At 69.1% G+C, this 12,384-nt stretch carries 9 protein-coding genes; 4 read left to right on the forward strand and 5 right to left on the reverse strand.

Annotated features, from left to right (window positions below; genetic code table 11):
- Positions 1–270: 270 nt before the first annotated feature.
- Positions 271–1,782, forward strand: a complete 1,512-nt coding sequence (locus tag D7Y04_RS16870; RefSeq protein WP_147477124.1) for a hypothetical protein — start codon at positions 271–273, stop codon at positions 1,780–1,782.
- A 1-nt stretch (position 1,783) separates the two neighbouring features.
- Here the strand turns inward: D7Y04_RS16870 and D7Y04_RS16875 are convergent, their stop codons facing one another.
- Positions 1,784–4,888 carry a cyclic nucleotide-binding domain-containing protein gene (locus tag D7Y04_RS16875; protein ID WP_121759983.1) on the reverse strand — a complete coding sequence of 1,035 codons (3,105 nt, stop codon included), beginning with the start codon at positions 4,886–4,888 and terminating at the stop codon, positions 1,784–1,786.
- 206 nt (positions 4,889–5,094) lie between these two features.
- On the opposite strand from D7Y04_RS16875, the gene D7Y04_RS16880 reads away from it, so the two are divergent.
- Positions 5,095–5,943 (forward strand): RDD family protein, encoded by an 849-nt coding sequence (locus D7Y04_RS16880; protein ID WP_121760245.1) that lies wholly within the window; start codon positions 5,095–5,097, stop codon positions 5,941–5,943.
- On the opposite strand, the gene D7Y04_RS16885 is transcribed toward D7Y04_RS16880, so the two are convergent.
- Positions 5,885–6,403 carry a hypothetical protein gene (locus D7Y04_RS16885; protein ID WP_120581588.1) on the reverse strand — a complete coding sequence of 173 codons (519 nt, stop codon included), beginning with the start codon at positions 6,401–6,403 and terminating at the stop codon, positions 5,885–5,887. The genes D7Y04_RS16880 and D7Y04_RS16885 overlap by 59 nt on opposite strands.
- Before the next feature lie 103 nt (positions 6,404–6,506).
- On the opposite strand from D7Y04_RS16885, the gene D7Y04_RS16890 reads away from it, so the two are divergent.
- Entirely contained in the window at positions 6,507–7,565 is a 1,059-nt protein-coding gene (locus D7Y04_RS16890) for a lipopolysaccharide assembly protein LapB (protein WP_169828269.1), read from the forward strand.
- A gap of 27 nt (positions 7,566–7,592) precedes the next feature.
- Complete coding sequence (locus D7Y04_RS16895; RefSeq protein WP_121759984.1) at positions 7,593–8,648, forward strand: FHA domain-containing protein; 1,056 nt, start codon at positions 7,593–7,595, stop codon at positions 8,646–8,648.
- 110 nt (positions 8,649–8,758) lie between these two features.
- Here D7Y04_RS16895 and sctV read toward each other — a convergent pair whose 3' ends face one another.
- The 3 genes from sctV to D7Y04_RS16910 all read right to left on the reverse strand — a co-directional run bounded on the left by sctV (position 8,759) and on the right by D7Y04_RS16910 (position 12,074).
- Positions 8,759–10,885: a type III secretion system export apparatus subunit SctV gene (sctV, locus tag D7Y04_RS16900; protein WP_120580923.1), complete on the reverse strand. Its 2,127-nt coding sequence runs from the start codon at positions 10,883–10,885 to the stop codon at positions 8,759–8,761.
- An 86-nt stretch (positions 10,886–10,971) separates the two neighbouring features.
- On the reverse strand, positions 10,972–11,439 hold the full coding sequence (locus D7Y04_RS16905; protein WP_120599198.1) for a tetratricopeptide repeat protein: 468 nt from the start codon (positions 11,437–11,439) through the stop codon (positions 10,972–10,974).
- 98 nt (positions 11,440–11,537) lie between these two features.
- Complete coding sequence (locus tag D7Y04_RS16910; RefSeq protein WP_121759985.1) at positions 11,538–12,074, reverse strand: hypothetical protein; 537 nt, start codon at positions 12,072–12,074, stop codon at positions 11,538–11,540.
- Positions 12,075–12,384 lie beyond the last annotated feature (310 nt).

Raw genomic sequence — 12,384 nt, forward strand, 5'->3', positions numbered from 1 at the left:
GAGCTGGCCACGGGCGCTGCCGGTGACGAGCACCGTCACCTCCGAGGGCACGGCGGGCTTCGCGGGCTCGGCCGCCGGGGGCGGCGTGGCCGGAGCCGGCGGGGGAGTCTTCTCACAACCCGCGAGGGCTCCCAAGGCGAGGACCAGCGCGCCGGACGACAGCGTGAGCTGGCGGGAAGGACGACGGAAGGGACGCAGCGAGAGAGGGTTCGGGTTCACGGCCGGGCCTTTAGCACATCCCCAGCGTGGTAGCGTGAGGCAATGACGGGCATGAAAGGCAAGGATTTCAAGCCTTTACAGGAGGAGAAGGACGGCGGGACTCCCAGTGGACGAGGGGACTCCCGGGGCCGGAACTTCGCCTCGGAGCTGTGGGGCGAGGTTCGGGGTGGCGCCGAGCACTTCCAGTCCACGAAGGGCCAGCTGCCCAAGGGCCGCATCCGCCAGTTCTTCTATGGGGTGGCCCTGCCCTTCCACATCGCCCGCGTCACGCTCGCGAGCCCCGCGGTCCGCGCCACCTACGTGAAGGTGACCGCGCTCCAGACGGCGTTCCTGCTGGCCATCGCCGCGGGGTGGGCGTTCCACGCGTTCGACGGAGAACAGGAAGCGAAGAAGCAGGAGCGGCGGAAGGAGACGCCCGAGGCCCGCGCCGCGCGTGAGCAAGCACAGGCCCGTATCGAACAGCGGGCGAAGGAGCTGGAGGCCGCGAAGGGTGATCCGGCCGCCATGAAGAAGGCGCTCACCGCGCTCGTCGAAGAGGCCGTCAACGCGGGCAAGACTGGCGACCTTCCTCCGGAAGAAGCCGCCACCACCGCCGAGGACGCGGCGGATGAGGCCGCCACTGCCGTCGAGGAGGCAAAGGAGGAACACGCAGCGGCCGAGCCGCAAACCGGTTCCGCGCGGAACGCCGACGAGACCGCGAGCGACACCGGGGACGCGGAGGACTCCCTGGGCGACCAGATCTCCGCCATCGTCCGGGCGGAGGTGGAGGAGGCCCTGCGGGACGTCCCGGAGGTGAACGCGAAGGGCCCGCGCATCCAGAAGGAGCACCAGAAGAAGGGGTTCAACGTCGACGCGCCCAAGGTGCGCAACGGCATCTTCTTCCTGGGCAGCTGGGAGTTCTGGGCGCTCTTCTTCGGCTCGCTGAGCGCGGTGCAGTGGATCGTCGTCGCCCTGTCGCGCGACTACCACACGGTCCTCTCCCGCGAGGCCAGCCTCGCCACCGGCGTGCCTCCCGAGGACCCCGAAATCTCCCCGCGCGTGCGCCTCAACGTCCCCTGGCTGCGCGCGAAGTTCCAGCGCCGCTGGCGGGCCCTCATGCTGTTCCTGGTGGGGATTCCCGCCATCCTCCTGCTCTGCATCCCGCTGTGCTGGTTCCCGAAATCGTTCACCATCCTCAGCAGCGTCTGGGGCTTCTGGTGGCTGCTCGTCTTCACCGCAGCCAAGAGCGACCGCGCGTGGATGGCCCCCGTCACGCGTCCGCCCTGGTTCGTGCGCGTCTGGAGCGCGCTGCCCGCCCTGCACGTGGGGCCCCTGCGCAACTACGCGGCGCGCCTGGCCCGCCGCTCGGAAGGAGTCGCCGCGCCCATCGCCGTCGTGGAGCGTCAGCCGTGGGTTTTCGCGGGGCTCGCGCTCACGCGGTTCGTGGGCAGCATCCCGCCGTTCCGCTGCTTCACGCGGCCGTTCATCCCGGTGGCCTCGGCGCACCTCATCGGCCTGGACCCCATGCAGCCGCCCGCGCTCAAGAGCGGTGAAGCCCCGCCCGCGCACGGCGCGGGGGACTGACTCACACGTCGGAAGGCGCGTTGCCTTCGGGCGGCAGGCCGCCAATGCCCTCCAGCGGCGAGTGGGGCTGCTGGGGGGCCCCCAGCTCCAGCCGCTGGCCCTCCTCACGGCGCGCGGGCAGGTCGATGACGCTCTGGAGCTGCTGGCTCACGGAGCGGAAGAAGCCCGTGAGCAACTCCGGCCGATCCGCGAGCAGGTCCAGGAAGTCGCGCCGGTCGATGACGAGCACGCGCGAATCCACCGCGGCCACCATGTCCGTGGGCCGGGGCGCGCCGTCCAGCAGGCTCACCTCGCCAATGGCCTCCTTCGCCTGGAAGCGCAGCACGTGCTCGCCGTTGCGGAACGCGTCCACCGCACCCTCGACGATGACGTAGAGCGCGTCGCCCGGGTCGCCCTGGCTGTAGAGCCGCTGGCCCGTCTTGTAGGACGCCTCGCGCGCCACCTCCGCGATGGCGGCGATGTCATCCACGTCGCTCTGCGAGAAGACGCTCACGCCCTCCAGGGCGAACATCCGTTGGACGATGGTATCGCTCATGTCACCCTCCTGCGGGAGCACGTCCAGGCCGTTCACCCGCGCCACATGGCGGGCGCACGCGCGCAGCACCAGGTCCTCACTCTGCACGAGCCCCGCCAGCCGCCGCCACAGACGGCCCGGCGCTCCAGGCGGCAACTCGCGGTGGTGGGCCTCCACCTGCTCCATCACCAGCTCGCGCTCCTCCTGCGCCACCAGGTTCTCCAGCAGCTCCAACGCATAGGCGCGACGGCGCGAATCGTTGCCCACCAGGTGCTGGTGGATGCGGCGCATGGCCTGCGGCGGGTGCAGGAGGCCCAAGAGGAAGAACGAAAGCTCCAGCGCTTGATCCAACCGGTCGCCCACCGCGCGGGTGAGCAGCGACTGGGGACCCAGCGCCGCCTGCACGTCGCGGAAGGCCCCCACCAGTTGGCGGTACGTGTCGCGGCGGCGGCCCAGCGCCTCGTGGATGCGGTCCACGTCCACCGGGTGGTCCGGCTGCTCCTCACGCAGGCGCGACAACTGCGCGCCAATGCGGAAGTGCAGCGCCGCGTCGTCGCGCACGTTGGAGAACAGGAGCGCGTTGAGCGCCGCGGAGGAACCGATGCCGCGCAGCACGCGGGGCAGCTGCATCCGCATGGCCAGCGGCGCGGCCTTGTTGTTGAGTTGCAGCTCCAACAGCGGCGTCACCGCGTCACCCAACTGCACCAGCGACTCACGAGCGGCCGGACGCTCCTCGCGCCAGCCAAGGAACGGCAGGAGGCGCGGCGCCAGCTCCACGTAGCCGCCCTCGCCCACCGCCACCAGCGCCACGCGCCGGACGGAGATGTCCATGTCCTCCAGGTAGAGCGACAGCGGCCCCGCGAACCGAGGGTCCTTCAGCCGGCCCAACAGCCGCGCCACTTCGCGCCGCTCGGCCACGGGTGCGTGGTCGCCCTTCGCCAGCAATTCGCGCAGGGACTCCAGCGCCGCGGAGTTGCCCTGCGTGCGCATCAGCGCGCCAATGGCCGCGCAGCGCAGCCCCACGTCGGAGCTGGTGAGCAGCGGCGGCAGCAGTCGCTCCGCGCGCTCCGGAGACAGCCGCGCCAGGGCCCACACGGCCTGGTCGCGGGGGCGCCGGGGGCCCTCCTCCACCAGCCGCTCCAGCATGGGCGCCAGTTCGCGGGCATCCATGGACAGGGCCAGCGTCACGCCGCGCTCCTGCACGCGCTCGTGGGGATGGGAGAGGAGCGAGGCCAGGTGCTGCCGCAAGGGCGCGGCCTCCGCCTGCTCCAGCATGTCCACCGCGCGCAGCACCCGCTCCGGCGTGGGAGCGCCCAGCGCCTCCACGAGCAGCTTCTGCGCCTCGCCGCCCAGCTCCACCTCTTCCTCTTCGTGCGCGCCCACCTGCTCGCCCAGCGCCGTGAGGTACGCGGGCTTGAGGCGCACGAGCAGGAGGCCCAGCGCGGCGCACAGCCCCACCACCGCCACGGCCATGGTGATGCCGTTGGCGCCCCGGCCCGCGCCGATGAGCAGCAGGCCCGCCAGCACCACGCCGCCCTTGCGCAGCAGCCCGTCCACCGCGCTGCGCAGCCCCTCGCGTTGCTCGTCCGGCACCGCCGCGTAGAGCAGCTGGATGCCCACGGGGAGGATGGAGTAGCTCACCGCCGTCTCCACCAGCCGCAACAGGTGCACCGGCCACAGCTGCCCGGTGGCCAGCGTGGCACCCGCCAGCGGCGCGAGCACCAGCGGCACCAGCGCCAGGTACATGAGCAGGCCCATGCGCTTGAGCAGCCGCTCCGCCACGAGCAACTGGAACGCCACGCAGAACAGGCCAATCCACAGCTGCAGCGAGCCGAACAGCGCCGCCAGCCCGTCCTCGCTCAGCGTGCCTTCCACGCGCAGGCGGAAGAGGTAGTCCACGAAGGACGACAGCACCGCGAACGCGATGCCCAGCGCCGCCAGCACCTGCGCGTAGGGGCTCGCCCCCAGGTAGCTCCACGCCGGGAACCACGCCTGCAGCGAGCGCGTGCGCGGGGGCGGCGCCGGATCCGCCTTGTGCAGGTGGTGGAAGATGGCGCCCGCGGCCAGCAGGCTCACCGCGCCGCTCACCACCACCGCGGGCGTGCCCAGCCGCACCGCCAGCGCCTGCACCAGCAGGCCGCCCGCGATGCCGCCGCCCATGCCAAAGCCATTGAGCACGGTGAAGGCCCGGCGTGCCTCGCGCGCATCGAACGCGGACGCCATGCGGCCCCAGAAGCGGAACGACACGAACGTGCTGAAGCAGTCCGCGAACAGGTACAGCGCCAGCGCCGGCATGCGCTGCCCCGCGGACAGCGCCGCCGCCAGCCCCAGGGCCAGTACCCCGCCCACGCCGGTGAGGATGCCCGGGGACTCCGTGGGCGCGTCCGGCCGGGCGCGCGGCAACAGCGTCAGCGACGCCGTCATCAACGCACCCAGGAGGTAGAGGTACGGCAGCGCCTGGGACTCGAAGCGCGACAACACCAGCGCGTTCGCGGACGTCTTGAGCTGCGTCACTCCCGCGATGAGCGCGAACTGGAACGCACCCGCCGGCAGGACGCGGCGGTTCCAGGATGAAGGTTCAGAAGGGGCCACGGGCGCGGGAATGCGGACAGGATAACGTGGAGCCCGCTATTCACGAATAACACTCTTCAGGTCCTCCGAGCATCCACCCTCCCGTCGCAGTCGGCCGCCCGCCTGCTCGGCGTCGGACTCCGGACTGGGAGTCCTTGCGGCCCCCACGGAAGGACACTCCTGTGAGCCCCACGGAACGCGGGCCGCGTGGCGTACACTCCGGCGCCGTGACGCCCACCCCTGACACCCTGCTCGACGGCACCCACACGGTGCTGACCCCGGAGTACGTGGAGTTCCGCTTCACGCTGGCGGGGGTGTACTCGCGCTTCCTCGCGTGGCTGATGGACGCGCTCATCGTCGGCTTCGTCGCGATGGTGGTGCTGCTGGTGTTCCAGGTGGCCATGGCCGCGTTCCCGGGGTTCGCCAGCGCGCTGGGCATCGTCGTCTACTTCCTGGTGGACTGGGGCTACGGCATCACGCTGGAGACCATGTGGGCGGGCCAGACGGTGGGCAAGCGCGTGATGTCCCTCCGGGTCATCCAGGAGAGCGGCGTGCGCATCGGCTTCTACCACGCGGCCCTGCGCAATCTGGCGCGCGTGGTGGACCGGCTGCCGCTGCTCTACCTCGTGGGCGGCTCGGTCGCGCTCGTGTCGCGTTCGCACCAGCGGCTGGGGGACCTACTGGCCGGCACCATCGTCGTGCGCGAACGGCGCCTCAAGATGCCCTCCGCCCTGGAGACGCGCGGCGAGGAGGGCCTGCTGGCGGATCCGCTGTTCGTCTCGCGCGTGAAGCGGCTGTCCACCGAGGAGCGGGAGCTGGTGCTGTCCGCGGCCCTGCGCCGCGAGGAGCTGCGGCTGGAGGCCCGGCTCACGCTGTTCTCCGCGCTGGGCGCACGGCTCCAGGACTCGCTCGCCATGGAGAAGCCCGCCCACCTCTCGGACGAGAAGTGGACGCTGCTCGTCGCCGCCGCCCTGCTGCCCGCCCCGGCGGCTCGCCCGGGGCGGCCCACGTCCGGACCTAGAAGTACGTCGCCAGGCCCACGGAGCCCGTCAGCGACGTCTGCGTATCCTCGTTGAGCGCGATGTAGAAGTTGTACTGCGCGCGCACGCCCAGGCTCACGGAGTCGCTGAGGAAGAAGTCCACGCCCGCGTTGGGCCCGATGCCCACGAAGTTGCTGATGCTCTCCTTGAACACGATGAGGTAGCTCACATCCGTTCCGATGTACGGGCGGATGGTCTCCTCCAGCAGCAGGTAGCGGATGCCCAGCGACGGAGCCAGGCCCACCACGCGCTTCTCCGGCGTGGAGAAGGTGTCCGTCGGGAACATCAGCTTCGACAGCGAGACGACCTCGAAGCCGTTCTCGATGTAGAGGCTGCCCTCCAGGCCGATGAACGGCGTCCCCGCGAGGCCCGCGGTGCGCTTGAAGTCCATGTAGCCCAGCGACAGGCCCAGACTCCGGTTGGAGAACTGCGCGTGAGCAGGAGCCGCGCCCAGCAGGGCAGCGAGCAAGCCGAAAGCACAAAGGTAGGTACGCATGGCGGGGCACTCTACAGCCGGCCTAACCCCTGGAAAACAGCGCTGATTCAGCACAAGGCCGGCGTTGCCTCACGGGGTGGCGCTCTCCTACACTCGGCCGGCCATGCGTCTTCGCCTCTTCCTTACGCTGACCGCCGCCGTTTCCCTCTCCACCACCGCCTGTCTCAGCACGCCGCCCCCGCACGAACGGGCGCTCATCAACAATGAGCTTTGCGCGCAGGAGATGGCCAACGGGGACCTGCAGAAGGCGGAGACCTACTGCAACCTGGGCCTGGAGTTCTCCCCCCAGTACGCGGACCTGTGGGCCAACAAGGGCCTCATCGCCATGTACTCGGGCAACAAGGGCAAGGCGAAGGAGTTCTTCATCAAGGCCCTGCGCTTCAACCAGGAGCACCTGCAGGCCTACCAGAACCTGGGCGTCCTCTACCTGGATGAAGGCGCCTACGGAAAGGCCCACGACAACTTCAAGCGCGCCCTGCAGGTGAACCCGGACAACCTGGAGTCGCGCTACGACCTGGGCCTCACCTACATGAAGATGGGCAAGAAGAAGGAGTCCAAGAAGGAGTTCGACACGCTGCTCGCGGTCAACCCCAACGTGGCCAACGCCCACCACAACCTCGGCATCATGGCCTACGAGGACAAGGACCTGGAGACGGCCTTCGAGCACATCTCCCAGGCCGCCCAGCTCACTCCGGACTCCTCGGAGGTGTGGCACGACCTGGGCACGGTGCTGATGGAGCAGAGCCGCTTCGCGGAGGCCCGCGAGGCCTTTGGCAACTGTGCCCGCCTGGATGAGAAGAACTCCAGCTGCCTCAACAGCCTCGCCGTCGCCCAGCGCAAGGTGGCCCTCACCGACTCCGCCCTCAAGGAGCTGAAGGACACCCAGACGGCGGAGAACAGCGCCCCGGCCATGTACCTGCTCGCGCGCCAGTACCGTGAGAAGGGCCTCCTCGCGGAGGAGGAGAGCGCCTACCGCAAGTGCGTGAAGCTGGATGCCAAGTTCGCGCCCTGTCACTTCGGCCTCTTCCAGATCTTCTCCGAGGCCCACAAGCAGACCCACGCTCAGACGGCGTGCAAGAACTTCATGAAGTTTGGTACCTCCGAGGAATTCCCCACCGAGTACACGACGTGTGAGAGATTCCTCGCCAACGACTCGTTCTAGCCGTCCCTTGGGGTAGCGACACACGCGATGAGCGTCCGTCTGACCGTCACACAGCGCAGCGAGGCCGGAGGCGCCTCGGGCCAAGAGGTCGTCCTCGACGACTCCGTCATCACCCTGGGGCGGGACAAGACCTGCCAGGTGGTGCTCCCGCAGCAGGCGGTGTCGCGCAACCACGCGCGCATCATCCAGGAAGGTACCCTCTACTTCCTGGAGGACCTGGGCAGCGCGTACGGCACGAAGATCAACGGCAAGGCGCTCCCCAAGGGGGAGAAGGAACTGCTGCGCAACGGCGACGTCATCGCCATCGCGCAGTACGACGTCCGCTTCGACAAGGTCGTGGAGATTGCCCCGGACGTCAGCGACAAGACGTCCTTCCTCGCGCGCGGCATCTTGAAGGACGCGATGCGCGGCCTCGCCGGCGGCGAGGAGCGCTTCCTGCGCTACATGAACGGCCCGCGCGAGGGCCAGCGCATTGAAATCTCCGAGGCCCAGGAGCACGTCTTCGGCCGCGACGAGAAGGAAGCCGACGTCATCCTCAAGGACGACCTCGTCTCCCGCAAGCACGCCAAGGTGCGCCGCGACTGGTCCGGCACGCACGTGGAGGACCTGGGCAGCCGCAACGGCATCAAGGTCAACAAGAAGCGGGTGAACCGCAAGGCGCTCAAGGACGGCGACGAGCTGGAGATTGGCGCCACCCGCTTCGTCTACGTGGACCCCGCCGAGCCCCCTGACGAGCCCGCGGTGAGCCTCGCCGCGGAGAGCCCCGTCAGCGCGCCGGCCCCGTCGCCGCCGCGCCCCTCCCCGCCCCGCCGCGAGGAGCCGCCCCCGCCGGAGCCCGAACCGGAGCCGGAGCCCGCCCCCGCGCCGCCGGAGGAGCAGCCGTCTTCCGAGGATGGGTCCGCGTCCTCCTCCGAGGAGCCGCAGCCTGACGGTGGCGAGGAGATGCCCATGCCGGAGCCCGAGCCCGCCCCGGAGGCCGTGTCCGCGCTGGCGGACAAGAAGAAGCTCGTCCCGCTCATCGTCATGGGCGTGGTGGGGCTGAGCTTCCTGGTGTTGATGATCGCCGTGCTCGCGGGCGCCTGAGCCGCGCCCTTCGCGCGCCACGGCGACCGCCCTGCCCTTCCTTCCCCCGGAAACGACAAGGCCCCCGCTGAAGCAGCGGAGGCCTTGGTTCTTTCACACGCTTCCGGCCGCTACCGGCCGGAGGAGATGCGCGCCACCGGCTGGATGTTCAGGTCCGGGGACAGCTCCTGGTAGCTGAGGATGGAGAACGAGGGGTTGAACTCGTACTCCAGCAGCTTGCGCACGTAGCGGCGGATGTCCATCGCCGTGAGGATGACGGGGCGCTGGGCGCTGGGCGGCAGGTGGCCGCATTCCGAGCGCACCGCGCCGACGATCTCCTGGGCAATCTCCGGCTCCAGCGCCAGGTGCGCGCCCGCGGAGGTGCGCTTGATGGAGCTGCGGATGGCCTCCTCGATGTTCGGGTCGAGCAGGTACACCACCAACGTGCCGGTGCCGCGCGCGTACTTGTGGGAGATGTAGCGGCGCAGCGAGGCGCGGACATGCTCGGTGAGCATGACGTTGTCGGCCTCCACCTGCCCGTACTCGGACAGGGCCTGGAGGATGCCGCGCAGGTCGCGGATGGAAAGCTCCTCCTCCACCAGGCGCCCGAGGATGTCCGTCAGCTTCAGCACGTTGACGATCTTCGGGACGACTTCCTTGACGATGGCCGGGAACGCCTTCTCCAGCTGCTCCAGCATCGTCTGCGTCTCCTGCACGCCCACGAACTCACGGGCGTTCTTCCGGAGCACGGCGGCGGTGTGCAGGATGATGTAGCCGGGCACGTCCCAGGTGGTGAGGCCCGCGGACTCGAGCATCTCCCGGAACTGCTCGGGCACCCACGCGGCCGCCTGGCGCGTCGCGGGGTTGATGGCCTCGAAGCCGGGGATGTTCATCAGCTTGAGGCGCTCCACCGTGTCGTTCACCAGGATGTGGCCCAGGGTGGCCTGGCCGGTGACGACGGGCACTTCGTTGATTTGAATCTGGTAGGCCCCGGGCGGCAGGCCGCCGTTGCCGCGCGCGCGCACGCCGGGGAAGCGCACGCCCAGCTCCACGAAGAGGCCGTCGCGCATGAACGGGATGAGCTCGAAGAGGAACTTGCCGCCGTCCTGCCGCGAGTCCACGAAGGGCACCAGCGCGTCGGACACCTCCAGCACGATGGGCGTGACGACGGGGATGAACAGCTCCGAGTCCGGGTTGAGCTGCTCCTTGGGCGGAGGCTCGGCGGACACGGGCGTGCCGAAGCTGGACTCCATCGCGGGGCCGGCTTCCTCGGCGGCCATCGCCTCGTCGCGCTTGCGCATCATCGACCAGGCGCCGAAGCCCGCGCCCGCGCCCAGCAGGAAGAAGGGAATCTTGGGGAGGCCGGGGATGAGGCCCAGGCCCACGAGCATGGCCGCCGCGATGGCGATGGCCTTCGGGAAGGCGGTGAGCTGCGTGCCCACGTCCTTGCCCAGGTGCGCGCCCTCTTCCTCGCCGCCCACGCGCGTCACCAGGATGCCGGCGCAGGTGGAGATGAGGATGGCGGGGATCATGCCGACCAGACCGTCACCGATGGTGAGCAGCGTGTACTTCTGCGCGGCGTCACCGGCGGACATCCCCTTCTGCGTCACGCCGATGATGAGACCGCCGACGATGTTGATGACCGTGATGATGATGGACGCGATGGCGTCGCCCTTCACGAACTTCATCGCGCCGTCCATGGCGCCGAAGAGCTGGCTCTCACGCTCCAGGTCGCGGCGCTTCTTCTTCATCTGATCCTGATCAATGACACCCGCGCGAAGGTCCGCGTCGATGGACATCTGCTTGCCGGGCATCGCGTCCAGGGTGAAGCGCGCGGCCACTTCCGCGACGCGCTCCGAGCCCTTGGAGATGACGATGAAGTTCACCACCACCAGGATGAGGAAGAGGATGGCGCCGACGACGAAGTTGCCCTGCACCACGAAGTTACCGAACGCCACCACCACTTCGCCCGGGTCGCCGGTGAGCAGGATGAGTCGCGTGGTGGAGATGGTCAGCGACAGGCGGAACATCGTCGTGATCAGCAGGAGCGTCGGGAACGACGACAGGTACAGCGGGCTGGGCACGTAGAGGGAGATGAGGAGCAGGATCACCGAGATGCTGATGTTCATCGTCAGCAACACGTCCAGGATGATCGTCGGCAGCGGGACGATCATCATCGCGACGATGGCCACGACGACCACGGCCAGGACGATGTCGGAGTACTTGTTCAGGAAGCTGTTCGGATCGGCGTTGGCCATCGGCGGGGCCATCCTAATCCGTGCGCGCCCCCGAGCCCAAGGGGGGGCCATCCCTCACCTGTCCGGCGAGGGAGCCTGCGGTCAGCCTACGAGTGGTCCTCGGGGGCTTCGGATTCCGAAGCCTCGTCCGAGCTCTCCAGGGCCGCGGCGGCGAGCATGCGCGCACGACGGCTCAGGGGGTCCTTGTCGTCGGGGTCCAGCGACACGGCATGCTGGAAGTCACGGGCCGCTTCCGTCGTCCGGCCCTGACGGAGGAACGCCTCGCCCCGGTTGACGAAGGGGGTGATGTCAGCGGGATCCAACTCGATGGCGCGGTTGAAGCACGCCACGGCGGCGTCCAGGTCCTCCAGCGCCAGGTGGCAGGCGCCCAGAGCGGTCTGGAAGTAGGCCTCACCCGGGTCCATGACCGAAAGCTTCTCGAAGACGGCCAGCGACTCGTTGAAGTTCCCGTCCTGGAAGAGGTTGAAACCCTCCGTGGCCCGCTCGAGCATCTCCGGTCCGGACAGGGGCTTCTCGTTGTCGTTCGACACCGTGGCCTTGGATTCAGTCGTCATCGGCGCGTTCACCGGGGCGGGGACAGCAGCGGCGGGGGAGTCTAGCCCGGGGGCCCCGCCAGTTCCAGACGGGGTCCCCTTCTCAGCGAGGGCTGACCTCACCCCGCCTCGTCGATCCGCTCCTGGACCTTCGCCATCGTGTCGCTCATCGACTTCTCGATGACGCTCTTGAAGATGTACTCGGAGCTGGTCTCCTTGTTGAAGGCCTTCTCGGCCTCCTTGTTGATCTCCTCCGCGGAGGCGTTCGGGTTCTTCGCGATGAAGTCCGCGACCGTCTTCTGCGCCTTGTCCAGCGCGCGGGTCCCGGCCTTCTCGCCCAGGCTGCCCACGTAGTCCTTGTACTTCTCCGCCAGGCCCTGGATGGCCTGCTCGGCGGTGGGCTTGTCGCCCTGGGCCGACTTCTGGCTCTGGCCGGAGCCCTGGGTCTGACCGGCAGACTGGGTCTGGCCAGCGGCGCCAGCGGCCGGGGCGCTCTTCGCCTGGAGCGCCTGGAGGCCCTTGGCGAGCGAGTCCGTCATGGAGCGGAGCAGGTTCTCCTGCTGCACGAGAGCCTGCGAGCCGGTCGCCGGCTTGGCGGCGGAGGTGGTCGTGATTCCGACGCGGGGAGCGGAACCGTTAATCGGGGAGGAGCCCATGATCCAAACCTCGTCTCTGAGTGCTGCGTTTCCAGGGTTATCGACGTGAGCCTAGTGGAAGTTTCCGGATCCTTTCCAGCGGAGGCCTCACGCGGCCAGGCCCGGAAACGCCACCGGCCCCGAACCGGTACCCCGAGGGGCACCAGCACGGGGCCGGAGCGAAACCAACAACCTGCGAAGGACTACTTCAGGTTGTTCACGGCGGCCATCGCCATGTCGTCCATCTTCTTCATGAGGTTCGTGATGGTGCTCATGATCTGGGACTCGAGCTGAACCTGCTTCTGCGCCTGCAGGAAGCCCTTCTGCTCGG

It is taken from the genome of Corallococcus sp. AB038B, assembly GCF_003668955.1.
Lineage (GTDB): Bacteria > Myxococcota > Myxococcia > Myxococcales > Myxococcaceae > Corallococcus > Corallococcus exiguus.